The sequence below is a fragment of the Pseudomonas lutea genome (assembly GCF_000759445.1).
Lineage (GTDB): Bacteria > Pseudomonadota > Gammaproteobacteria > Pseudomonadales > Pseudomonadaceae > Aquipseudomonas > Aquipseudomonas lutea.
Genome location: NZ_JRMB01000001.1, coordinates 2,447,442 through 2,471,685 on the forward strand (window position 1 = coordinate 2,447,442; position 24,244 = coordinate 2,471,685).

The window sequence follows — 24,244 nt, forward strand, 5'->3', positions numbered from 1 at the left end:
CGCCCGCAGTGCCCGGCTTTTTACCCTTAGCCTTCCCGGTTGGCCAGCGTTGTTGAGTTTCCAGCTACCGGTGACACAAACAATAACGGCCATCAAAGGATGGCCGTTACGGTGATTCAAATCAGCTCGCCGGGAGCGCTACAGCCGCCGGCGCAAGGGATTTAGACCTTGTCTACGCCTTTCTTCACGGCGTCTTTTGCGTCGCCAACAGTCTGCTGGGCTTCGCCTTTGACTTCCTGCGCCTTGCCTTCTGCGCGCAGTTTGTCGTTGTCGGTCGCTTTACCGACGCCCTGCTTGATATTGCCCACTGCTTCGTTAGCCATGCCTTTGACTTTATCGCCGGTGCTGCTCATAGGGTTCACTCCAGGGTGAGAATAGGATGTCATTGTCTCGACACTAGAACTGACCGAAGCCTGCGATCAGAGGTTCAATGAATTCTCAAACGGATTGATTGGAGGTCACGGCGGGTTGATCAGCCCGCGAATCCGGCGACTCCCATTATGAATGTCCGCCTATTGATCCGGGCCCTGCAGGAGCGCGGTTTTCCGCGAAGGCGTTCCAGGCCCAGCGCATGTATCGCCTGAAATGAAGCATTCGCGGGCGGGCGCGCTCCTGCATCTCACCGCCTACCGTGAACATTGCGGGCACTGCAACGGTCGGGTGATAGCTGGAGACAAGACGGCGACCTGCACCAATTTTGACTTTATGTTTGCCCCGGAACCTCGGAGAATGCCCGACCGAACCGGACGCGCTCAATGGCGCTGGCCCCGGTTGACGAGACAGCGATTCAGGAATGTTATGAAACTCGACAAGCAGCAGGCCATTGCCCGCCGTAACGAACAGCTCGGCGGCGCCGTGCTCGGCACCAACAACACGCATTTCGCGGTTCTCGACCCCAAGCGCAATATCTGGTGGTTCGACTTGCCCATGAGCCGCCTGGCAGTGGGTCAGTACGAGTGGCTGCACCTGCTGTTGCACACACCGGCCACCGACGAGTTGATTCACCTCAAAGTGACAACCAAGTTCCTGCGCGAGCAGAAAGACGGCGTGGTCATCCGCAACGAAGGCAAGCGCAAATCCACCGTGAGCCTAGAGCTCTCGGCAGACAAGGATTCGTACTTGAAGGACATGCGCCCGAACGGCGCGAACCTGAGCTTCGCGGCTTTCGTGCAGAATTAAACAGCGGGAAATGATGTAAAAACCGCAGCCCGGCTCACCGGCGCTGCGGCTTGCTCTCACGTCAGACCAGCTCGATGCGGTCAGCGTGAATGACGATCTGGCCCTGCTTGTACAGCGCGCCGATCGCTTTCTTGAAGTTGCCTTTGCTGACCCCGAACAGGTTGCTGATGACCTGCGGATCGCTTTTGTCACTGACCGGCAACACACCGTTGTTGTCGCGCAACTTGCCGAGGATCTGCGCGTTCAGGCTGCTGGCAAGCTGCTCGCCCACCGGCTGCAGACTCAGGCTGATATTGCCGTCGCTGCGCACTTCCTTGATGAAGCCTTTTTCCTGTTTACCCGAACGCAGGAACTTGAACACCTCGTTCTTGTGAATCAGGCCCCAGTGTTTGTTATTGATAATCGCCTTGAAGCCCATCGCGGTCTCTTCGGCCACCAGCAAATCGACTTCCTGACCGACCGCGTAATTGGCCAGCGTTTTATCCAGGTAACGATCCAGACGCGTGGTCGCCGTGATCCGCCGGGTGTGCTTGTCGAGATAGACATGCACAACGCAGTAATCACCAGCCTTCAACGGTCGCTTTTCTTCCGAGTACGGCAGCAGCAGATCCTTGGGCAATCCCCAGTCCAGAAAGATACCAATGCTGTTGACCTCAACCACTTTGAGGCTGGCAAATTCGCCCACCTGAACTTTTGGCTTCTCGGTGGTAGCGATCAATTTGTCATCGCTGTCCAGATAAATGAAAACGTTGAGCCAGTCTTCATCTTCGCTGGGAATGTCTTTGGGAATATATCGATTGGGCAGCAATATCTCGCCGTCCTGCGCCCCGTCCAGATATAAACCGAAGTTGGTGTGTTTAACCACTTGCAAACTGTTGTAGCGCCCGACTAAAGCCATGTGCAGATACCCTCGTTACGTCGGCGGCATTCTACCCGAATTCCCGCCTGCATTTGGCTTCGCCCTTTGACATGGCTGTGCGGTCCCTTCGGCCACACCACAATAAATGAAGCGCCGCTCATGCCGCTTGCCGTGACCAAGGCTGGCCAAGGCCATTCGTCAGGTTATCGAATCTGCTCAGAAGGTGAGCGCCTGTGCGCTTCCGCCTGACTCCAAAGTCAAACAATGCAATTAAAACAGGCATTTAGTCGTGTGATCACAACCAGATTGCCCGGGAATTATTCATTCCCCACTGTCCGGTCGCCCGATAATTACCAAGCAATTTGTGCCTGATTCCGATAGGATGGCCGGCCGTATTAAATTTATATAGGTCAATTGCAGCCATGCGTGTAAAAGCATCCAATTCGAAAGCCAAACCAGCTCCTGCCGTTGAAACCAGCGATTCGATCAACGCACAAATTGCAGCTTTTCTGAAATCCGGTGGCGAGATCCAGCAAATCGCCAAAGGTGTCAGCGGCCAGACCTTCGGCCCGTCCAAGCAGATCTCCCTCGGCAAAAAGTAAATTTTCTCCCGCCTCCGCGGTCGACATCCAGGCGCTTTGATCACAAGGCGCCAGGTCCATCGCTCCTCGCTTCACAAAGCTCTGCTTTACTCTTTCGTCACACAGCGCACCTTGTTGCCTCTTCGCAGCACTGTGCACGACCATGGCGAATGAACGGACGATGCGCTGATCTGCTGACGTCTCTGCGGAAAACAGTCATGAACAAACGGATGATCATCGGTGCCTTGTTAAGCCTCGGGCTGGCGGGCTGTGCGACTCACGGTTGTGACACCAGCCAGGCGGGCAGTGCCTGTCGTGTTGACTATCTGCTGTATCAGAACGACATGCTCCAGGCCAAGCTGCTGCTCAACGAGCGTCGCCCGGAGAATGACGAGCTCGCCAGCGCCTTGCTTGAGCGGGCAGCCCGGGATGACACGACGGGCGAAGCGGCGTTTTATCAGGCGATCTTGCTGGTGCGCCAGAATGCCAGCCCGGCGTTGGTGGACGACAAGCTCAACGATGCTGCCGATGACAATTACCCGCTGGCCATCGCGCTCCTGGCGCAACGCGCTGGAACGCAAGACCCGGACAAGGCCAGCGCCTACCGTGCCAGGTACGACAAGCTGGACGTGGCCACGAGTGGCTATCCCTCGTTCCCCCAGGCGCTGATCGTCGTCAATCAGCTGGTTTCCCCCAGAAACTGATCGCTATATCCGGTGCATCTGCATTGAATCGACCAATGGTCGCGAGAGATCGTCAATCAGCGGTATCCTTGCGACGCTCTAGCTCGCGGTTCTTGTCTGGCCTTCCGGCTTCTGGATAAAGACCTCCGACCCACTCCTCTGAACCTGAAAGGAGTGAAGCATGCCCCATGCTCGCTGTTTTACCCGTTGGACCGGTGCGGTGTTCGCCTGCGCCACCCTTATGCACCACACCGCCAGCGCTCAGGTGATCGAGCGCGAGCTGGGCGACTTCAGCCTCAAGCTCGGCACAACGCCAAGCCGGACCATGGCCCAGGGCCTGGTCACCCCGAGTGGTGGCGATTCAAAATTCCATGGCGGGCTCGACCTGACTCACGAAAGCGGCTTCTACTTCGGCCAATGGTCACCCAGCACAGGGCTGGCGCCAGATACTTCGCTGGAAGTCGACTCCTACATGGGGTTCAAAAAGCCGTTCGACAAAACCCTCGGTTATGAGTTGGGCGTTATCCGCTACAGCTACCCGAATACCGATCAGCTCGACAGCCACGAGCTGTATGCCGGCTTCCGCATCTTTGACAGCCGCATTGGCACCGCTTTCAGCACCGACGCCGGGCGCCAGGACAGCACGTTGTTCCTGGACCTTGGCAGCGTGATTCCGCTGGGCCTTGACCTGCGCATGCAGTACGGCAATCACCAACTCGACTCCCCTTCGGTCATTGACGGCGGCGGCGTGGTCAACGCCTACAGCGACTGGTCGTTCAACGTGTCGCGCCCTGTGCTGGGCATGGACATGAACCTGATGTACAGCGGCTCCAGCCTGACCGGCGCAGATTGCAGCGCCTACAGCGGGCACAACACCCAATGCGAAAGCACGGTCACGCTCAAGGTTGTGCGTTCGTTTTTCTGATCGGCTGAACCGCCATGACCTGACTTGCTCTATAACTGGGAGACGAACCGGCAAGGAGCTGTCATGGGCATTGTGTTGAAGACCTGTTTTACGCTGTGGCTGAGCCTGGCGCTGTTGGCAGGGTGCAGTCAGATCGGTCTGACGTATCGGCATCTGGACTTCATCATTCCCTGGTCGCTCAACGACTACCTGGACATGAACGCTTCGCAGAAAGACTGGCTCGATGAACGCCTGAAGGAGCATCTGAGCTGGCACTGCACCACCCAGATTCCCGGCTACCTTGACTGGCTGGACCGCCTGGAAGCGATGGTCCGGGACAACCAGGTCAACGAAGACCAGCTCAAGGCGCGCACCGCTGAAGCGCGGCAAGCCATCGCCACCCTTTCCAGGGAAATCACGCCATCGGCGGTCGAGCTGCTTCGCCAGCTGGACGATCAGCAAGTGGGCGAAATGCAGGCCGCGTTCGCCAAGGACCTGCGCAAGCATGAGGACGAATACGTGGACCAGCCACTGGATCGGCAGATTCGCGATCGTGCCGAACGCATGGAGAAAAGGCTGACACCCTGGATAGGCAAGCTGAACCCCGCACAGCATGCGCGAGTGGTGCAGTGGTCGACCTCCCTGGGCGAACAAAACCGCGTATGGATCGACAACCGCGCGCACTGGCAGTCGCTGCTACTGACCGCAGTCAAACAGCGCAATGCTCCGGGCTTCGATCAGAAGATCGCCAGCCTGTTGCAGGACCGGCAGACCTTCTGGACGCCCGAATACCGCACGGCCTACGACCACACCGAGCAGGCGGCCATCTCGCTGATCACCGACTTGATGGCGCAGAGCACCGACGATCAACGGCAGAAGCTGCTGACCAAGATCGCCGACGTGCGCAAGGATTTCACAGATTTGAGTTGCTACAAGAGCATGAAAAAAGCGTCCTGATCAGGACGCTTTGAGAGTCAGGCGATCTGCGCCTTGGAGGCCACTTCATCAAAGGTCGCCGTATCCAGCGCATCGCCCTGTTCATCCAGCACCTGACGCGGATGGTCATTGCCCGGGATGCTGCTGTCGATCATCGCCAGCAAGCTTGCGCCTCGGGGGGTAAGGCTGGCGCCTTGGCCATTCCCGCCTGCACCACTGGTGTGAGCGGCAATGAACCCACGTTCAAGCAACAATGCTTTCAATTCGGTGGCAGACGCCTCTGATGCATCGGCGCTTGCGACGCTGTTTTGAACGTCGTGCAACAGACGCTCGATCACGTCCCAGTCGTATCGTTTGGACATATCTCAACCTCCAGTGGGCCAACAGGGCAATACCCGTGACATCCGGTCATCGGGCTTGATGCTCTGTGGATGTGACCCAGCGGAGCGCCAGCCGTTCAGCAGGCTGGCGGTGGCAGAAACCGGCGTTATTCAGCGACCGGCGGGCGCGTGACGCGCTTTTTCAGCGGCGCCATCCCGTCCTGACTGACCAAAGACTCGGCTTTCGGGCGATTCACCGACTTGCGCTTGGTCGGCCCCTTGGCGACGGCCTTCTTTTTGTCGCCCTTCTTGTCACCTTTGCCATCGGTTTTTTTCTTCTTCACGCCAACAGCCTTGCCCGACGCCTTGACCTTCTTCGGTCCGGTGTAGGTGCCTTTGACTTCCTTGATCGTGCGGCGCTCGAATTTCTGCTTGAGGTAGCGCTCGATGCTGGACATGAGGTTCCAGTCACCGTGGGTGATCAGCGAGATCGCCAGACCTTCGCCGCCCGCCCGGCCAGTACGGCCGATACGGTGAACGTAGTCATCACCGGTGCGCGGCATGTCGAAGTTGATGACCATGTCCAGGCCGTCGACGTCCAGACCACGGGCCGCGACGTCGGTGGCTACCAGAATCTTCACGCCGCCCTGCTTCAGACGATCGATCGCCAGCTTGCGGTCCTTCTGGTCCTTGTCGCCGTGCAGCACGAACGCTTTGTACTCAAGCGCCACCAGACGCCCATAGATACGGTCGGCCATGGCGCGGGTGTTGGTGAAGATGATGGCTTTCTGGTAGGTCTCGTTGGCGAGCAGCCAATTGAGGACCTGCTCTTTGTGAACGTTGTGGTCGGCGGTGATGATTTGCTGACGGGTGCCCGGGGCCAGCTCGCTCACGCTGTTGACCTGCAGGTGCTGAGGGTCTTTCAGCACCTTGCCGATCATTTCGCGCAGACCCGAACCGCCGGTGGTGGCCGAGAACAGCATGGTCTGTTGACGATTGGCGCATTCGCCAGCCAGACGCTCGACGTCTTCGGCAAAGCCCATGTCGAGCATGCGGTCGGCTTCATCGAGCACCAGCAGCTCGACGTGCTTGAGGTCGAGGTTGCCTGCGTTGAGTTGTTCGAGCAGGCGGCCTGGCGTGCCGATGAGGATGTCCGGCACCTTGCGCAGCATGGCGGCCTGAACCTTGAAGTCTTCGCCACCGGTAATCAGCCCGGCCTTGATGAAGGTGAACTGGGAGAAACGCTCGACTTCCTTGAGGGTCTGCTGCGCCAGCTCGCGGGTCGGCAACAGGATCACTGCGCGGATGTCCACACGCACCTTGGCCGGACCCATCAGACGATTGAGCATCGGCAATACGAACGCGGCAGTCTTGCCGCTGCCGGTCTGCGCCGTCACCCGTAGATCGTGCCCTTCCAGCGCCAGCGGAATGGCCGCTGTTTGCACAGGCGTAGGCTCGACGAAATTGAGTTCGGCCACGGCTTTTAGCAGGCGTTCGTGCAGGGCGAATTGGGAGAACACGGGTGTTACCTCGGCGGAATACAAAAAAACAGTCGCATAGGTTACCGGTTTAAGCCCGATTCGCCGAGCGTCTTTAGCTCAAAGGGCCTATTTTGTTACCGGATTTGCCCCGCACTGCCCTCCCTTTCCCAACAATGCTCTAATCGCGCCCCGCTTTTTTGATCAGGAGATGCAGCGCCCATGGACACCTCTTCGCTTTGGCTACGCGCCCAGGAAATCTGGACGCTGCTGGAGAACCAGCCAATGCTGCGCACCATCGTCGGCTTGCTGCTCTTGCTCGTCGCCGCCTTCGCCCTCGGGCGGCTTGCACGCTGGATCATTCTGTACGCCATGAAGGCGCTCAGCCGCCAGCCGGCGCTGTTCTGGCTCAACGATTTTCTGCACACCAAAGTCTTCCATCGGCTGGCCCAGGTCACCCCGTCGCTGGTGATCCAGTTCGGTCTCAACCTGGTTCCCAACCTCAGCCCCGCCGCCAACCATGTGCTGGGCAACATCGCCCTGGCGTTCACCATTCTCTTCCTGATGCTCACCATCGGCGCGTTGCTCAACGCGTTGCTGGACATCTACGCGCGCACCGAGCACGCCCGTACCCGCTCGATCAAGGGCTACGTGCAGCTGACGAAGATGATCCTGTACGTGTTTGCCGCGATCATCATCGTTGCCACATTGATTGACCGATCGCCGCTACTGCTGCTGTCCGGCCTTGGCGCGATGTCGGCAGTGATTCTGCTGGTCTACAAAGACACCCTGCTGTCGTTCGTTGCCAGCGTGCAGCTGACCAGCAACGACATGTTGCGCGTAGGCGACTGGATCGAAATGCCCCAGGTCGGCGCCGACGGCGACGTGGTGGACATCACCCTGCACACCGTCAAGGTGCAGAACTTCGACAAGACCATCGTCTCGATTCCGACCTGGCGGCTGATGTCGGAGTCGTTCAAGAACTGGCGCGGCATGCAGCAATCAGGCGGACGCCGGATCAAGCGCAGCCTGTTTATCGATGCCAGTGGGGTGCGTTTCGTCTCCGATGAAGAGGAGCAGAAACTGACCCAGGTGCGTCTGCTGACCGACTACATGGGCCGCAAAAAGGCCGAGCTCCAAGCCTGGAACCAGGCGCAGGGCAATGTCAGCGAAATGGCCGCCAACCGCCGACGCATCACCAACATCGGCACGTTTCGCGCTTACGCACTGGCGTACCTGAAAAGCCACGCCGACATTCACCCGGACATGACCTGCATGGTCCGCCAGATGGAAGCCACGGCGCAGGGTGTGCCGCTGGAGATCTACTGCTTTACCCGCACCACCAGTTGGGCTGACTACGAGCGGATTCAGGGCGATATCTTCGATTACCTGCTGGCGGTATTGCCGGAGTTCGGGCTGGGGGTTTATCAACAGCCGAGTGGGTCGGACTTGCGAACCGGATTGGCAGGATTGTCGGGTATCAGGTCCTTAAAGGAAGATGAACCGATGTGAGTGCAGCTGTAACTAGTCTTTGCTTCGTCTGTTAAAGAGAGCTTGTTTGGCAATTGGAACTTCCAAGCGAACAACAAAAAGCCCGGCGTCTGCCGGGCTTTTATGTTTTGGATATTTAAACATCCAGAGTATTAACGGTCACGCTGGTAGCTGGAACCGAATTCCTTGCGGTTTTCAGCGACGGTCAATGTGCCCGAAGTCTGAGCGGCGAACGGCTTGACCGCGTCTTTGCTGGCTACTTTGCTGTCCAGCAGCGTGGCGCTGGAGGCGTCAACGATGGCGCGTTGGCTGATCTGCTCAGGGCTGGCGAAGGCTGAACCGGCGGCCAGGATGGACAATGCGAAACCGAAGGCGATGGACTTTTTCATGTTTTAAATCTCCGCTTAGTGGGTAGTAAGTTGGTTAACTCGTTTCGTTGGGGCCAATCTAATGGGTCGGCCCCAACATGAAAAACCAAGCGTGAAGATAGCTAACATCACCGCCGCTGATGTCGTTGACGCGGGTGTCTAACCCGGATGTTTCAGGCTGCCGCTCGGCGTTCGACCAGACCGCGCCGACTGATCCAGACCGACAAAACAATCACCAGCGCGCCGGAAAACAGCTTGCCCAGGTCTTCGTTTTGCCCCCAGATCAGCAGATTGATCAGCAGCCCGACGGGCACATGCAGGTTGTTCATCACCGCCAGCGTGGCGCCATTGACCAGGCAGGCGCCTTTGTTCCACCAGTACATGCCGAGCGCGGTTGAGCACAGGCCGAGGAACAGCAGGACCCCCCACTGGTCTGGCGCATCCGGCAGGCGCTGGGCGTTGCCGAACAGCAGAAACGCCGGCAACGCCACAGCCAGTGCGCCGAGGTAGAAATAGCCGAAGCGGCGGTAATGCGGCATATCGCCGGGATAGCGGGCCACCAGATGTTTGTAGAGGACTTGCCCTGCGGCGTAGGTAAAGTTTGCCAGCTGCAGCAACAGGAAGCCGCCCAGGAAATCCGGATCGACCCGGTCGTAACGGATGATGACCGCGCCGAGCACGGCGACCAGTGCCGCCAGCAGACCCCACGGGTTGAAGCGTCGATTGAGGGCATCTTCAATCAGCGTGACGTGGAGCGGTGTGAGGATGGTGAACAGCAGGACTTCCGGTACGGTCAGCACCCGGAAGCTCAGATAGAGGCAGACGTAGGTCACGCCGAACTGCAAGGCCCCGATCAGCAGCATGCCGCGCATGAACGGCGCCTCTACTCGACGCCAGCGGGTCAGAGGGATGAAGACCAGCCCCGCCAGCAGCACCCGAAACAGCACGGCAAAGTAGCTGTCGACGTGCCCGGCCAGGTAAACGCCAATCAGGCTGAAGGAGAACGCCTGGATCAGCGTCACGAAAAGTAGATAGCCCATGGTTGCCCCTTTTTTGAAGGCGGCGACCTTAGCCGTTTGGCCCATGACGTGTCCATTGCGCAACGTTGCCTGCGTTGCCCGCCCGTGAACGCGGCAGCAGCGACCGTAAAAGAAAAAACCCGATGACCCGGCGCAATCCTGCGGGTCGATCGGGCAATGCACTCAGGAGCGAACGAGTGCCAATGGAGTGTCGATGAACGAGAGGATGATCACGCGGCAGGATTAACGGGCGATTAACGATTGAATGACGCTTTGGCGGGATGTGCCGTCAGCCAACGGATGGCAGGTCTTGGCAGCGCTCTCGATCAATGCGCACGGAAATCACCCCTAACCCATTCAAGAATTTGTTTTATCGCCGACGGCGCAGTACGCTCCGTCGACGCCGGGCATGGCCTTACAACGGCTCGCACTTCAGAGAGATACGCAGTTTGACGATGTCGCGGGTGAATTTCGCGGTGACTTCAGTGCTGCTCCTGGGTGCGACCTGAACCCGGCGCGTACGCGGCGCTTCCGGGCCGTTTCGGAAGACCACGCTGCATTTGGCAGGCACGTCGCCAAAGTTGTTCAGGGTGATGTTGCCGATGTCATAGGCGACGTCATGGCTGTTGTAGTCGACCTGCACGCCCTTGATGTTCTTTTCGACATCGATCGGGTAGGCAAACGCGCTCAGCGGCAACATCGCCAGCAGCACACAACTGATTATTTTCATGCGGCAGTCTCCATGCAGGGACGGCCAGCTTAGGACAACAGGAGCGACAGATGAAAGCGCCCCGCGTGACCCTTGATCAATGGCGCACTCTGCAGGCCGTTGTCGACCATGGCGGTTTTGCTCAAGCGGCCGAGGCCCTGCACCGTTCGCAGTCCTCCGTCAGCTACACCGTGGCCAGGATGCAGGATCAGCTCGGTGTGCCGCTGCTGCGCATTGACGGCCGCAAAGCGGTACTGACCGAGGCGGGCGAGGTGCTGCTGCGGCGCTCGCGGCAGCTGGTGAAGAACGCCAGCCAGCTGGAAGATCTGGCGCACCACATGGAACAAGGCTGGGAGGCCGAGGTGCGTCTGGTGGTGGATGCCGCCTACCCTAACGCTCGACTGGTGCGGGCACTGACCGCTTTTATGCCGCAGAGCCGCGGCTGTCGCGTGCGCTTGCGTGAGGAGGTGCTGTCAGGCGTGGAGGAAGTCTTGCTGGAGGGCGTAGCCGATCTTGCCATCAGTGGCTTCAGCATTCCGGGCTACCTTGGCAATGAGATGAGCAAGGTGGAGTTCGTTGCGGTGGCGCACCCCGGGCATGCGCTGCACCAGTTGCAGCGCGAGCTTAACTTCCAGGATCTGGAAAGCCAGTTGCAGGTGGTGATCCGTGACTCGGGGCGTAATCAACCCCGGGATGTGGGATGGCTCGGTGCCGAACAGCGCTGGACCGTGGGCAGCCTGGCGACGGCCGCTGCGTTCGTCAGCAGCGGATTGGGCTTTGCCTGGCTGCCACGCCACATCATCGAGCGAGAGATCCACGAAGGCGTGCTGAAGATTCTGCCGCTGGACAAAGGCGGCAGCCGGCATCCGACGTTTTACCTTTATTCCAGCAAAGACAAGCCGCTGGGTCCTGCGACGCAGATCCTTATCGATCTGATCCAGAGCTTTGACACTGCGCCGCTGGACGCCCCCTTTCCAGGGCCCAAGCAGATGCTCTGAAGAAAGTGTCATTGGCGATGTGTGAATGTGTGTGTGTGTGTGCATTCAGTGGGACCGGCTTTAGCCGGGAATGCGCCAGGGGTTACACCGCGAGATTGACGGCGTTCACGCTGGCCCCTTCCCGGCTGAAGCCGGTCCCACAAGGGCGCCGTATTGTTGGCCTCTTCCCGGCTGAAGCCGGTCCCACAAGGACGCCGTGTTGTTGGCCTCTTCCCGGCTGAAGCCGGTCCCACTAGCAGGTCCCCACTGTCCAAATCCGCGCAAACGTGGTTCCCTTACGTCCTGTTTTATCGCCGTCGAAATCACTTTCAGGACACTGCCCATGCTGAAGAAACTTGCCCTCTGCGCCACTGCCATGTTGTTCGCCGGAAATCTGATGGCCGCTCCGGCGCCTCATGTCGTGCTCACCACCAGTTTCGGCGATGTCGAAATCGAGCTGAATCAGGACAAGGCGCCTGTCAGCACTCAGAACTTTCTGAAATACGTCGACAGCAGCTTCTACAACAACACCATTTTCCACCGCGTTATCCCGGGCTTCATGGTTCAGGGCGGCGGTTTCACTGCGCAGATGCAGCAAAAGAACACCAACGACCCGATCAAGAACGAAGCTGACAACGGCCTGCACAACGTGCGCGGTACCGTTGCCATGGCACGGACCTCGGACGTCAATTCGGCGACCAGCCAGTTCTTCATCAACGTCGTCGACAACGCGATGCTCGACCACGGTGCCCGCGACTACGGGTACGCAGTATTCGGCAAGGTGGTGAAAGGCATGGACGTGGTTGACCAGATCGTCAACGTCCAGACCAGCACCAAAGGCGGCATGCAGAACGTGCCCGTGGACCCGATCTTTATCAAGACGGCCAAGCGCGTGAACTAAGCTCTGCCTTGAGCGCAAAAGCCGGGCCTCTGCCCGGCTTTTGCATTTCAGGGCCTGACCGCTTGAATCAACCTGAGCAATCGCGGTTTCGTGCGGTCTGAATCGGGGACCTTCCTCTAGCTGCTCTCATGCCGCTGCATACACACCCTACCGAAAGGAGAGCCCGCTCAAGCGTGGGCGTCATTGCCAATGCTCTATCGCCGTTTTGAACAGCTGATCGATATCTTCCGCGAAGCCCCCAGCGCCGCCCCGCCCAACACCGTCTCGTCGTTCTACCTGTATTACCTACGGCAGGTGTGGCCGACATTCGCTGCATTGCTGGTGGTTGGCCTGATTGGCGCGCTGATCGAAGTGTCGCTGTTCAGTTACCTGAGCCGCATCATCGATCTGGCCCAGGGTACGCCCAACCCGAATTTCTTCCGCGAGCACGCATTCGAGCTGACGTGGATGCTCATCGTCGCGCTCATTCTGCGGCCCATCTTCGTCGCCCTGCATGACCTGCTGGTTCACCAGACCATCAGCCCCGGCATGACCAGCATGATCAACTGGCAAAACCACAGTTACGTGCTCAAGCAGAGCGTGAATTTCTTTCAGAACGACTTCGCCGGGCGCATCGCCCAGCGCATCGTTCAGACCGGCAATGCGTTGCGTGAATCGGCCGTGCAATCGGTGGACGCGCTGTGGCACGTACTGATCTATTCGATCAGCGCCCTGGTGCTGTTCGCCGAGGCTGACTGGCGCCTCATGCTCCCCCTGCTGAGCTGGATCATCGCGTTCGTCCTTTCCCTGTGGTACTTCGTCCCGCGGGTGAAGGCACGCTCGGTTATTTCTTCCGATGCGCGCTCGAAACTGATGGGGCGCATCGTCGACGGCTACACCAACATCACCACGCTCAAGTTGTTCGCTCACACCCAGTCCGAGCAGCAATATGCGCGCGAAGCCATCAGCGAGCAGACCGAAAAGACCCAGCTGGCCGGCCGTGTCATTACTGAGATGGACACGGTCATCACCACCCTCAACGGGATTCTGATTGTCACCACCACAGGCCTGGCCTTGTGGCTGTGGACCCAGTCGTTGATATCGGTGGGTGCGATCGCGCTGGCGACTGGACTGGCCATCAGGATCGTCAACATGTCCGGCTGGATCATGTGGGTGGTCAATGGCATTTTCGAGAACATCGGCATGGTTCAGGACGGTCTGCAGAGCATTGCTCAGCCCGTCGGCATCACGGATCGCGACGCCGCGCCCAAACTGTCCGTCAACCGCGGCGGGGTTAAATTTCAGGACCTCAACTTTCAGTACGGCACAAGCAAGGGTGTGATTCATGGGCTTAACCTGGACATCAAGCCGGGGGAGAAAATCGGCCTGATCGGGCCGTCGGGCGCAGGCAAATCGACGCTGGTCAATCTGCTGCTGCGCCTGTATGACGTTCAGGGCGGGCGAATCCTGATTGACGATCAGGACATTGCTCACGTAACGCAGGAAAGTCTGCGCTCGCACATCGGCATGATCACGCAGGACACCTCGCTGTTGCACCGCTCGATCCGCGACAACTTGCTGTACGGCAAACCCGACGCCACCGACGCGGAGCTTTGGGAAGCCATGCGCAAGGCCCGCGCGGATGAATTCATTCCGCTGCTCACTGATTCCGCGGGCCGCAGCGGGCTGGATGCTCACGTCGGCGAGCGCGGCGTCAAGCTGTCCGGCGGCCAGCGTCAGCGCATCGCCATCACTCGTGTGCTGCTCAAAGACGCGCCGATTCTGATCATGGACGAGGCTACTTCTGCACTGGACTCCGAGGTCGAAGCGGCGATTCAGGAGAGTCTGGAAACGTTGATGCAGGGCAAGACCGTTATTGCCATTGCGCACCGGCTGTCAACCATTGCGCGGATGGACCGCTTGATTGTCCTTGAAAACGGCCGCATTGCCGAAAGCGGGACCCACACCGAGCTGCTTGCGCACAAGGGTCTGTACGCACGGTTGTGGGCGCATCAAACAGGCGGGTTCGTCGGGGTGGATTGATCGGGCGGTGATGGTGGCTGTGGCTCGGGCCGGGGTGTGGCTGGGCGGTGATGGCGATGGCGATGGCGATGGCGATGGCGATGGCGATGGCGATGGCGATGGCGATGGCGATGGCGATGGCGATGGTGATGGTGATGGTGATGGTAACGACTTTGTAGGAGCCGGCTTGCTGGCGAACCCGGTCCGTCATTCACCATTGATGTGGCTGAATAAATCGGTTCGCCAGCAAGCCGGCTCCTACAGGGGAATGCGCTGTTCAGTTGCGTTGGTGGTGAATGACCGCATTCGCCGGCGCGCTGTTTGGTACGCAAACGCGCCGAGCTCTGTATAGCTACTCAGCCTGCCTGTACGGCAACGCCCCGCGCGCTTCTTCGGCATAGGCCAGAACCCCCGCGCGCTCCTGGGTCAGAAAGTCTGCCACTGCTTCGCGCAATCCCGGGTGGGCCAGGTAATGCCACGAATGGGTGATCACCGGCTCGAAGCCGCGAATCAACTTGTGCTCCCCCTGGGCGCCCGCGTCGAAGCGCTTGAAACCGTGGGCGATGGCGTAATCCATCCCCTGATAGAAACACGTCTCGAAGTGCAGCCGATCAAACTCGGCCAGGCAGCCCCAATAGCGACCGTAAAAGCTGTCGCCACCCGTCAGGCTGAACGCCATCGCCACCGGCCGTGAACCCTGCCGCGCCAGCACCACACGAATCGCGTCGGGCATGCGCTCGCCGACCAGGCTGAAGAATTCTCGCGTGAGGTACGGCGTTTGCCCACGCACTTCATAGGTATTTGAATAGCAGGCGTAGACGAAATCCCAATGCGCCTCGCTCAGCTCGTGCCCTTCGAGCCAGTCGAAATCAAAGCCCTGCCCCGCCACTTGCTCGCGCTCCTTGCGCATTTGCTTGCGCTTGCGTGAACTCAGCGCGTCGAGGAAATCCTGAAAATCCCGGTAGCCGCGGTTTTGCCAGTGGTACTGACAACCGATGCGCTGTAACCAGCCGGGTTGTTCGGCGAGCAACGCGTCGGCAACGGGGTCGGTGAAGTTGACGTGAACGCTGGACAGCTCCTCGCTCTGGGCATAGCCCGGCAGGCACGCGAGCAGTTCGCGGCCATCTTCGGGTGTCTTCGCCAACAGCCGTGGCCCGCTTACCGGACTGAACGGCACCGCCACCAACAGTTTCGGGTAGTAAGCCAGACCCGCGCGACGGCAGGCGTCCGCCCAGGCGTGATCGAAGACGTATTCGCCGTAAGAGTGCCATTTGCGGTACGCCGGCAGCGCAGCGATCAGCTGCTCGCCCTCGTACTGCAGCAAATGCTCGGCGCGCCAGCCGGAGCGCGGCCCGAGGCTGCCGCTGTCTTCCAGCGAACTGAGAAAAGCATGGCGCAGAAACGGTGAATCGCCAGGTATCAGGGCGTCCCACTGTTCAGGCGCAAGGTCAGAGAGCTTATCCAATCGGTGTAACGACATCCCACCACTCCAGGTCGCGCCAACGTGGGCGCAGTATCACCTATTCACCCGTTCTGCACATGAAATTACTCATGGCACCGCTCTAGCCCGCAGGTCCAACGAAATTTTCACATGTCATCGACATGACATCACTTAGCCACTGTTTCGTCATAAACGCTGGCAATACTGGCGCCTGTTTTTAGAGCCAGAAGTTCTAAAAACTCCGATTTGTTCCCGCCCGAATTTGGTCGGTTGTTCCCTGGATGATTCGGTCATCCCTCTCAGTTACGGAGATTGATATGCGTCTTGCTTCCACGAAAACTGCGGCAGCCCTGTGTGGTGGTGTGCTGCTGGCCATGAGCGTTCCGGCCAGTGCCGCAGTCGACGCGAAACTGCTCGACATGCTCAAGGCCAACGGCTCGATTTCCCCGGCCCAGTATGCCGAGTTGCAAACCGAGCTGACGAAAGATCAGTTGGCTCAGCAGCAGGCCCAGAAAGCCACCTCTGACCAAATCGCCGCCGCCACTGCCGCCAAGTCCTCCGAGCTCTCGGCCTTCGAGCAAAAAGTAGCGTGGGCCGCCAAGACTCAGTTCAAAGGTGACGTTCGCGTTCGGCAAGAGACGGTCAAGATCGACGACCAGAACAACAGCCAGGATAAAAACCGTCAGCGCATTCGCGTGCGACTGGGCGCTTACACCGATATCAACCCGCAAGTCAGCACCGGCATTCGCATCGCCACCGGTGGCGACAACAAGGCCAACTCCACCAACGTTGACCAGAACGATTACTTCACCAAAAAAGACTTGTGGCTGGATCAGGGCTTTATCGACTACCACCCGACTGCCATCCAGAACCTGCACGTGATTGGCGGCAAAATGGCCCAGCCGTGGGTCAGCGAAGGCGACGTCATCTGGGACAACGACATCAACCCTGAAGGTCTGGCGGCCACCTACAGCCTGCCGATCAATAAAGGTTTCGAGCTGTTCGGCAGCGCCGGTACTTACACTCTCAAGGACAACATCAGCGGCGAAGGTACGCAGTTCAAGAATGACCTGCGCCTCAACGCTGCGCAGTTGGGCACACGCGTTGCCATCACCGATAACGTGAAAATGACGGTCGGTGGTTCGGTCTACAACTACGAAAACTCCAACGACTGTAATCCGGCCGCTGCGAGCACCAGCACGACGTTCTGTGGCTTGAGCATCAACGGCAACAACACCACGGACTTCCGCCTGTACGAAGGCTTCGGTCAATTGGACCTGACCGGGTTCGCCGTGCCGGTCGGTCTGTACGGTCAGTACGTGGTCAACAGCGCGACGAACAGCGACGAAGACACCGCCTGGCTGGCGGGTGTGAAGACCAAGGTGTTCGGTTTCGGTCTGGACTACAACTACCGCGACACGCAGCGTAATGCGGTGGTCGGTGCGTTCACGGACTCTGACTTCGCCAACGGCACGACCGGGTCGCGTGGCCACAAGCTGAGCGTTTCCTACGACATCGACAAGAACTTCGCTGTCGGCGCGACGTACTTCCTGACCAAGGCAGACTTTGCAACGTCGGCGCTGCCGCGTGACCAGGATGCCAATACGCTGCAACTGGACGTGCTGGCGAAATTCTAAGAAAGCGAGCTCCAAGCCACAAGTTGCAAGCGACAAGTTAAAAGCTTCAAGCGGCGTGCTTCTGCCGTTTGAAGCCGCTAACACTAAAGCCCGCCGTTGCCCTGCCGGATCCCCATCATCCGTTCCGACAGAGCAGCGCCGGGCTTTTTTGTGGACTCTGCGAATCTTGTGCTGATCCCTCCACTGCACGAGATATTCCCTCTCTTGCAGCTGGCGCAGTTCTTGTGGGAGTGAGCTTGCTCACGAAGGGGCCAGTCCGACTACCACATCTCTGGGGGCTGAAAGAACTTCGCGAGCAAGCTCACTCCCACAATTTACAGCGGAGCCTGTCAGATCACTTCTTGCGCAAAATCACGCTGCCAATCGAATACCCCGCGCCAAACGAGCTGAGCACGCCCAGCGCGCCGCTTGGCAGGTCGTCCTGGTATTCGTGGAAGGCGATGACCGAACCTGCCGAGCTGGTGTTGGCGTAGCGGTCGAGGATGACCGGCGCTTCTTCCACGGTGGCATCGCGGCCCAGCAGCTTCTTCACGATCAGGTGGTTCATGCTCAGGTTGGCCTGATGCAGCCAGAACCGTTGCACGTCGGCGATGTTCAGCTGATTTTCCTCCAGATGCGCGGCCACCAACTCGGCAACCATCGGGCAGACGTCGCGGAACACCTTGCGACCTTCCTGCACAAACAGCTTGTCCGGCTTGCCTTCGCCCTCTTCCGCGGTGCGGTTGAGGAAACCGAAATTGTTGCGGATGTTGTTGGAGAAGGTCGTCAGCAGCTTGGTGCCGACGATGTCGAACTGGTGCGCTGAAGTGGCCAGATCAGCGCGTTCCACGACGACGGCCGTGGCGGCATCGCCGAAGATGAAATGACTGTCCCGGTCACGGAAATTGAGGTGCGCGGTGCAGATTTCCGGGCTGATCACCAGCAGCGCGCGGGCCTGGCCCAGCTTGACACTGTTGGCGGCGGTCTGGATGCCGAACGTTGCCGACGAGCAGGCCACGTTCATGTCGAAGCCGAAGCCTTGGACCCCCAGTGCCGCCTGGATTTCGATGGAGATGGCAGGATACGCGCGCTGCAGGTTGGAGCAAGCGACGATGACGCCGTCGATGTCGGCGGCTGTCCTGCCGGCGCGCTGGAGGGCCTGGTGAGCTGCCGCTACGCCCATTTCGCAGAGGATCGACCACTCGTCATTGGAGCGCTCGGGCAGGCGCGGCTTCATGCGTTGAGGGTCGAGGATGCCGTCTTTGTCCATGACGAAGCGGCTCTTGATGCCGCTGGCTTTTTCAATGAACGCCGCGTTGGATTCCGTCAGGGCCGTGACGTCTCCGGCTTCGATAGCGGCGGCATTGTCGGCGTTGAACCGGGCCACGTAGGTGTTGAAAGACTGCACCAGCTCATCGTTGGAAATACTGTTGGCGGGAGTAAAAAGCCCGGTGCCACTGATCACGACTTCGTACACGGTCGTTCCTCTTGAGATAAAAGCGGCTGGTTGACGGCAGCAGCTGAACAGCCAGCACAAGCATGGGCGGCGATTGATCTGGAACTACAGTCCCAATGCAACGATGCAGCGACTCGCTTGGCGGACGACGGATATTGATGACACTTTGAAGTTTAGCCGCGAAGTTTGCCATAACGGCCGGTTTTTCGCGCTATTACACACAGCCATCACGCCGCGCACTGCTACAGCCGATCCGGGCATCACCGGCAACCTACGGTGAACGCAAAGTCTGCAGGCGCCGGCTTGATCTGGCGGAAGCAAAATCTGTAGGCGCCGGCTTGATCTGCCGAAAGCAAAAAATCTGTAGGAGCCGGCTTGCTGGCGAACGCGGTGGATCTGGCGACAAGTGCGCCGCAGCACCATCGCCTTCGCGGGCAAGCGCGCTCCTACAGTCGATCCGGGCAACACCGGCAACCTTCGGCGAAACGCAAAGTCTGCAAGCGCCGGCTTGCCGGCGAAACGCAAAGTTCGTAGGAGCCGGCTTGCTGGCGAACGCGGTGGATCAGGCGACAAGTGGGTCGCAGCAAAATCGCCATTCACGGGCAAGGGCGCTCTTACAGTCGATCCGGGCAACATCTGCAACCTTCGGCAATCGCCAAGTCTTGTCCGACCGGTAATCTCATTCATGCAGCCGAAACACCCTACCCTTCAACTTGGCTCCACTGCTTGCTCAATCGCTTGTCCGAAATCGGCACCTTGGTGCCCAGTTGCTGGGCGAACAGCGAGACGCGGTATTCCTCAAGCCACCAGCGATAGACCACCAGCTCAGGGTCACGCTTGCCTTCCTGCGCATGCTTGTCGGCGCGGGTCTGGTATTGCGCCCACAGGTTGCCCAGCTCGATGCTCCAGACCCGGTCCTTCTGTGCCTGACTGCCGAGTTTCTCCAAACGGATTTCAACAGCCTTTAGATAACGCGGCAGTTCCTTCAGCCAGGCTGCAGGCGTCTCACGGACGAAACCGGGGTAGACCAGTTTGCTCAGTTGCCCTTTGATGTCGTTCAGCGCCACCGCCTGCGCGAGATCGATCTTGCCCTTGAAGCGCTTCTGCAGCCCGTGCCAGAGCTTGAGGATCTCCAGCGTAAGCTTCGCCAGACGCTCGGCATGCTCGGTCAGACCGCCGCGCTTGCGCTCCGCCAGTGACAGCAGCCCGGCGCCGTCTCGCGGCAGGCTCGCTTCGCCCTCCAGAATGCAACTGTCCAGGCTGGCCAGCAGAATGTCCTCGATCAGCGCGTCAACCCGGCCCAAATCGCGATACAGCAGCGCCAGCTCGGTTTGACCCGGCAGCTTGCTGCGCAGGAACTTCGTCGGCCCTGCCAGTTGCTGCAGCAAGAGCCGCTGCAAGGCGCGTCGGTGCTGGTATTCGGCTTCGGCCTGGGTAGAGAAACGCCCTTCCTTGACCGCACCACCCTCTTCTACCAACGCCGGATACACCGTCATCGACAGCCCGGCGATCTTCTGTTGAGTCTTCTCGGCCACCGCAGCAAAGCCCTTGGCTTCAACAGGCTGTTGGCCTTTTGCCGATTGCGGCACCGCCAATGCAGCCTGGCCGGCCTCGGCAAAGCGCGCGGTCAGCTCATCCAGATCGCGTCCTTCGCCGAGAAACTTGCCGTTGGCATCGACCACTTCAAGGTTCATCTTCAGGTGGCTTTCCACCTGCTGCGCGGCCTCGGCCCAGGCTTCGTCAGTCACCCGAACCCCGGTCATGCGCAGCAATTCGCGGCCCAGCGCCTGGGGCAACGAGCCCTCGGCAAACACCATGCGCTGCAGGGCGGCCTTGACGAAGTCCGGCACCGGCACAAAGTTCTTGCGCAGCGCCTTGGGCAGGTTGCGCACCAGTGCCACGCACTTGGTTTCCAGCAGCCCCGGCACCAACCACTCCAGGCGCTCGGCCGGCAAGGACAGCAACAACGGCGCCGGCACCCGCAGGGTCACGCCATCGCGGGGGTGATTGGGTTCGAAGTGATAGGTCAGCGCCAGGGTCAGTTCGCCCAGTCGCAAGGTGTCGGGATACTGGTTGGCCGTGACCTCGCTGGCTTCACGGGCGAGCACGTCTTCCTCGCGCATGATCAGCAGTTGCGTGTTCTTCTGGCTCTCCATCCGGTACCAGGTGTCAAACGTCGCCGTCTGGTGGACCTCGGCCGGCAAACGCTCGTCGTAAAAGCGGTAGAGGGTTTCTTCGTCGGCCAGGATGTCGCGCCGGCGCGCCTTGGCTTCCAGCTCGTCAAGCTGCTCCAGCAGTTTTGTGTTGGCGCTCAGGCATCTGGCCCGCGACTGGATTTCACCGCGCACCAGGCCTTCGCGGATAAAAAATTCGCGGGACACCACCGGATCGATCGGCCCGAAATGCACCGGCCTACGCCCAACGACAATCAGCCCGAACAGCGTGATCTGCTCGAAGGCGACGACCTGGCCGCGCTTCTTCTCCCAGTGCGGTTCGAAATGGTTCTTCTTGATCAAGTGGCCAGCCAGCGGCTCGATCCAGTCGGGCTCGATCTTCGCCACCATCCGCGCATACAGCTTGGTGGTTTCGACCAACTCGGCGGCCATGATCCATTGCGGGCGCTTGCGGCCCAGTCCTGAGGAAGGATGCACCCAGAAACGCCGCTGACGGGCGCCCATGTAGTCGCCCTCTTCGGTTTTCTGGCCAATCTGGCTGAGCAACCCGGAAAGAACGGCCTTGTGAAACTTGGGGAAATCGGCCGGCTCTTTATTGACCGTCAGCTGCAAGTCGCGGCAGATCAGGCTCAGCTGCCGGTGGGAGTCACGCCATTCGCGCAGACGCAGGTAATTGAGGAAGTTGCGCCGGCACCAGTTGCGCAGCGGGCTTGCCGTCAGCGCCTGACGCTGCTCCTCGAAGCCGCGCCAAAGATTGACCAGCCCGGCGAAGTCCGAATCCTGATCCTTCCACTGCGCGTGGGCCTGGTCCGCTGCCTGTTGACGTTCCGGCGGCCGCTCGCGCGGGTCCTGAATCGACATCGCGCTGGCCACGATCAGCACTTCCTGCAAGCTGCCCTGTTTGGCGGCTTCGAGCAACATGCGGCCCATGCGCGGGTCGACCGGCAGGCGCGCCAACTGACGGCCCATCGGCGTCAGGTTGTTCTCACGGTCGACCGCCGACAGTTCTTGCAGCAGGTTGAAGCCGTCGCTGATGGCCTTGCCGTCCGGCGGCTCGATGAACGGGAAATCGGTGATCTGCCCCAACCGCAGGTGGAGCATTTGCAGGATCACCGCCGCCAGGTTGGTACGCAGGATCTCGGGATCGGTGAATTCCGGCCGCGAGAGAAAATCCTCCTCGCTGTAGAGGCGCACGCACAGGCCCGGCTCGACCCGACCGCAACGGCCCTTGCGCTGGTTGGCGCTGGCCTGGGAGATAGCTTCAATGGGCAGGCGCTGCACTTTGGCGCGGTAGCTGTAGCGGCTGATGCGCGCGGTGCCGGTGTCGATGACGTAACGAATACCCGGCACCGTCAGCGAGGTTTCGGCGACGTTGGTTGCCAGTACCACGCGGCGGCCAGGGTGCGACTGGAATATGCGTTGCTGCTCGGCCGGCGACAGACGCGCGTAGAGCGGCAGAATCTCGGTGTGCTTGAGTTGCGCCTTGCGCAGCATTTCGGCGGCGTCGCGGATCTCTCGCTCGCCGGGCAGAAACACCAGCACATCGCCGGGCGACTTGCGCTCGCTGCGCTCGAAGGCGGCGAGTTCGTCCAGCGTGGCCAGAATCGCCTGATCGACGGTCAGGTCTTCCTCGATGCTGTTGCCCTCTTCGTCCTGCTGGGCGGTCATCGGGCGGTACCAGGTCTCCACCGGAAAGGTACGGCCCGAGACTTCGATCACCGGCGCCTTGTCGAAATGCTCGGAGAAGCGTTCGAGGTCGATGGTGGCCGAGGTGATGATAACTTTCAGGTCCGGACGACGCGGCAGCAGGGTCTTCAGGTAACCGAGCAGGAAATCGATGTTCAGGCTGCGTTCGTGGGCTTCGTCGACGATGATCGTGTCGTAACGCTCCAGAAAGCGGTCGTGCTGGGTTTCGGCCAGCAGGATGCCGTCGGTCATCAGCTTGATCAGGGTGTTTTCGTCGCTCTGGTCTTCGAAACGTACCTGGTAACCCACCAGACCGCCCAGCGGCGTGCCGATTTCCTCGGCGACCCGGCTGCCGACGCTTCGCGCTGCAATTCGACGGGGCTGGGTGTGGCCAATCAGGCCATGCTGGCCTCGGCCGATTTCCAGACATATCTTCGGTAGTTGGGTGGTTTTGCCCGAGCCGGTTTCGCCCGCGATGATCAGCACCTGATGTTCCAGCAGCGCTTTTTTGATCTCGTCGCGTTTGGCCGCGATGGGCAGGTTTTCGTCGTAGCGAATGGTCGGCACGCTCTGCGCCCGACTCACCACGCGCGCGCAGGACGACTGGACTCGCTCGATCCACTGCGCCAGCTTCGTCTCGTCCGGTTTCTTGCGCAGTTCGTGCAATTGCCGGCGCAAGCGATGACGATCGCTGATCATCGCGTGGTCGAGGTTTTTGAAGAGTTGGTCGATGGAGGTCGAATCGTCGGTCATCAGGGCGCGGGATCTTTCTGTCTGAAATGCTGGGCGCGGATTGTCGCAGATTTGGTGCAGCGGATGCAGGTCTGCGGATCAACGTCGTGTGGGGGGAGCATTTGTTGCCTCAACGGGACCACCGCCCTGTTGGACCGGCTTGTTGGCGAATGCGGTGGGTCAGGCGTGGACTCATGCGTCAGCGACACCGCATTCGCGGGCAAGCGCGCTCCTACAGTTGATTCGCGCAACACCGGCGACCTTCGGCGTACGCGGAACCGGTTGATCCGGTGCAACACCGGGCAACCTTCGGCGTATGCGGAACCGGTTGATCCGGGCAACACCGGCGACCTTTTCGGCGTACGCAAAACCGGTTGATCCGGAGCAACACCGGCAACCTTCGGCGTACGCAAAACCTGTAGGAGCCGGCTTGATCTGGTCGAACGCGGTGGGTCAGGCATCGGTTATGTGTCAACGACACCGCATTCGCGGGCAAGCGCGCTCCTACAGTTGATTCGCGCAACACCGGCAACCCTTCGGCGTACGCAAAACAGGTTGATCCGGGCAACACCGGCGACCTTCGGCGTACGCGGAACCTGTCGGTCCGGTACAACACCGGCAACCTTCGGCGTACGCGAAACCTGTAGGAGCCGGCTTGCTGGCGAACGCGGAGGGTCAGATACGAAAATGTGGCTGACCCCATAGGTTCGCCAGCAAGCCGGCTCCTATGGAT

At 59.8% G+C, this 24,244-nt stretch carries 20 protein-coding genes; 10 read left to right on the top strand and 10 right to left on the bottom strand.

Going from position 1 to position 24,244, the window contains the following annotated elements; genetic code table 11:
- Positions 1-161: 161 nt before the first annotated feature.
- Complete coding sequence (locus LT42_RS10485; RefSeq protein ID WP_037012165.1) at positions 162-353, bottom strand: CsbD family protein; 192 nt, start codon at positions 351-353, stop codon at positions 162-164.
- A gap of 445 nt (positions 354-798) precedes the next feature.
- Here LT42_RS10485 and LT42_RS10490 point away from each other — a divergent pair, with 445 nt between their 5' ends.
- Complete coding sequence (locus tag LT42_RS10490) at positions 799-1,179, top strand: hypothetical protein (protein WP_037012167.1); 381 nt, start codon at positions 799-801, stop codon at positions 1,177-1,179.
- 61 nt (positions 1,180-1,240) lie between these two features.
- On the opposite strand, the gene LT42_RS10495 is transcribed toward LT42_RS10490, so the two are convergent.
- Positions 1,241-2,077 (bottom strand): CvfB family protein, encoded by an 837-nt coding sequence (locus LT42_RS10495; protein ID WP_037012169.1) that lies wholly within the window; start codon positions 2,075-2,077, stop codon positions 1,241-1,243.
- Positions 2,078-2,460: 383 nt separating this feature from the next.
- On the opposite strand from LT42_RS10495, the gene LT42_RS10500 reads away from it, so the two are divergent.
- The 4 genes from LT42_RS10500 (at position 2,461) to LT42_RS10515 (ending at position 5,163) form a co-directional block, all read left to right on the top strand.
- On the top strand, positions 2,461-2,640 hold the full coding sequence (locus LT42_RS10500; protein ID WP_037012170.1) for a hypothetical protein: 180 nt from the start codon (positions 2,461-2,463) through the stop codon (positions 2,638-2,640).
- A gap of 197 nt (positions 2,641-2,837) precedes the next feature.
- Positions 2,838-3,323, top strand: a complete 486-nt coding sequence (locus tag LT42_RS10505) for a hypothetical protein (RefSeq protein WP_037012171.1) — start codon at positions 2,838-2,840, stop codon at positions 3,321-3,323.
- Positions 3,324-3,483: 160 nt separating this feature from the next.
- The gene (locus tag LT42_RS10510; RefSeq protein ID WP_037012172.1) at positions 3,484-4,227 is read left to right on the top strand and encodes a TorF family putative porin; all 744 of its coding nucleotides are present in this window, start codon (positions 3,484-3,486) and stop codon (positions 4,225-4,227) included.
- Positions 4,228-4,290: 63 nt separating this feature from the next.
- Positions 4,291-5,163: a DUF6279 family lipoprotein gene (locus LT42_RS10515; protein WP_037012173.1), complete on the top strand. Its 873-nt coding sequence runs from the start codon at positions 4,291-4,293 to the stop codon at positions 5,161-5,163.
- A 17-nt stretch (positions 5,164-5,180) separates the two neighbouring features.
- Here the strand turns inward: LT42_RS10515 and LT42_RS10520 are convergent, their stop codons facing one another.
- Together LT42_RS10520 and LT42_RS10525 are read right to left on the bottom strand one after the other, a co-directional pair.
- Positions 5,181-5,504: a hypothetical protein gene (locus tag LT42_RS10520; RefSeq protein WP_037012175.1), complete on the bottom strand. Its 324-nt coding sequence runs from the start codon at positions 5,502-5,504 to the stop codon at positions 5,181-5,183.
- Positions 5,505-5,629: 125 nt separating this feature from the next.
- Positions 5,630-6,982, bottom strand: a complete 1,353-nt coding sequence (locus tag LT42_RS10525) for a DEAD/DEAH box helicase (RefSeq protein ID WP_037012177.1) — start codon at positions 6,980-6,982, stop codon at positions 5,630-5,632.
- A gap of 180 nt (positions 6,983-7,162) precedes the next feature.
- Here LT42_RS10525 and LT42_RS10530 point away from each other — a divergent pair, with 180 nt between their 5' ends.
- Positions 7,163-8,452 carry a mechanosensitive ion channel family protein gene (locus tag LT42_RS10530; protein WP_037012179.1) on the top strand — a complete coding sequence of 430 codons (1,290 nt, stop codon included), beginning with the start codon at positions 7,163-7,165 and terminating at the stop codon, positions 8,450-8,452.
- A 131-nt stretch (positions 8,453-8,583) separates the two neighbouring features.
- Here the strand turns inward: LT42_RS10530 and LT42_RS10535 are convergent, their stop codons facing one another.
- From LT42_RS10535 to LT42_RS10545, 3 genes are all read right to left on the bottom strand, one after another.
- Positions 8,584-8,820, bottom strand: coding sequence for a hypothetical protein (locus tag LT42_RS10535; RefSeq protein ID WP_037012180.1), 237 nt, complete (start codon positions 8,818-8,820; stop codon positions 8,584-8,586).
- 152 nt (positions 8,821-8,972) lie between these two features.
- Complete coding sequence (locus LT42_RS10540) at positions 8,973-9,839, bottom strand: carboxylate/amino acid/amine transporter (protein ID WP_037013233.1); 867 nt, start codon at positions 9,837-9,839, stop codon at positions 8,973-8,975.
- Positions 9,840-10,233: 394 nt separating this feature from the next.
- Entirely contained in the window at positions 10,234-10,548 is a 315-nt protein-coding gene (locus LT42_RS10545; RefSeq protein WP_037012183.1) for a hypothetical protein, read from the bottom strand.
- Positions 10,549-10,598: 50 nt separating this feature from the next.
- Between LT42_RS10545 and LT42_RS10550 the strand changes: the two genes are divergently transcribed.
- From LT42_RS10550 to LT42_RS10560, 3 genes are all read left to right on the top strand, one after another.
- Complete coding sequence (locus LT42_RS10550) at positions 10,599-11,525, top strand: LysR family transcriptional regulator (protein ID WP_037012184.1); 927 nt, start codon at positions 10,599-10,601, stop codon at positions 11,523-11,525.
- A gap of 322 nt (positions 11,526-11,847) precedes the next feature.
- Positions 11,848-12,405 carry a peptidylprolyl isomerase gene (locus LT42_RS10555; RefSeq protein WP_037012186.1) on the top strand — a complete coding sequence of 186 codons (558 nt, stop codon included), beginning with the start codon at positions 11,848-11,850 and terminating at the stop codon, positions 12,403-12,405.
- A gap of 189 nt (positions 12,406-12,594) precedes the next feature.
- Complete coding sequence (locus tag LT42_RS10560) at positions 12,595-14,427, top strand: ABC transporter ATP-binding protein (protein WP_037012187.1); 1,833 nt, start codon at positions 12,595-12,597, stop codon at positions 14,425-14,427.
- A gap of 331 nt (positions 14,428-14,758) precedes the next feature.
- Here LT42_RS10560 and LT42_RS10565 read toward each other — a convergent pair whose 3' ends face one another.
- Positions 14,759-15,886, bottom strand: a complete 1,128-nt coding sequence (locus LT42_RS10565) for a GNAT family N-acetyltransferase (RefSeq protein WP_037012188.1) — start codon at positions 15,884-15,886, stop codon at positions 14,759-14,761.
- 278 nt (positions 15,887-16,164) lie between these two features.
- Here LT42_RS10565 and LT42_RS10570 point away from each other — a divergent pair, with 278 nt between their 5' ends.
- Entirely contained in the window at positions 16,165-17,484 is a 1,320-nt protein-coding gene (locus LT42_RS10570) for a putative porin (RefSeq protein WP_037012190.1), read from the top strand.
- A gap of 334 nt (positions 17,485-17,818) precedes the next feature.
- Here LT42_RS10570 and LT42_RS10575 read toward each other — a convergent pair whose 3' ends face one another.
- Together LT42_RS10575 and hrpA are read right to left on the bottom strand one after the other, a co-directional pair.
- A complete protein-coding gene (locus LT42_RS10575; protein WP_037012193.1) occupies positions 17,819-18,940 on the bottom strand; it encodes a beta-ketoacyl-ACP synthase III in 1,122 nt (373 codons plus the stop codon).
- Positions 18,941-19,620: 680 nt separating this feature from the next.
- Complete coding sequence (hrpA, locus tag LT42_RS10580) at positions 19,621-23,532, bottom strand: ATP-dependent RNA helicase HrpA (RefSeq protein WP_037012194.1); 3,912 nt, start codon at positions 23,530-23,532, stop codon at positions 19,621-19,623.
- Positions 23,533-24,244 lie beyond the last annotated feature (712 nt).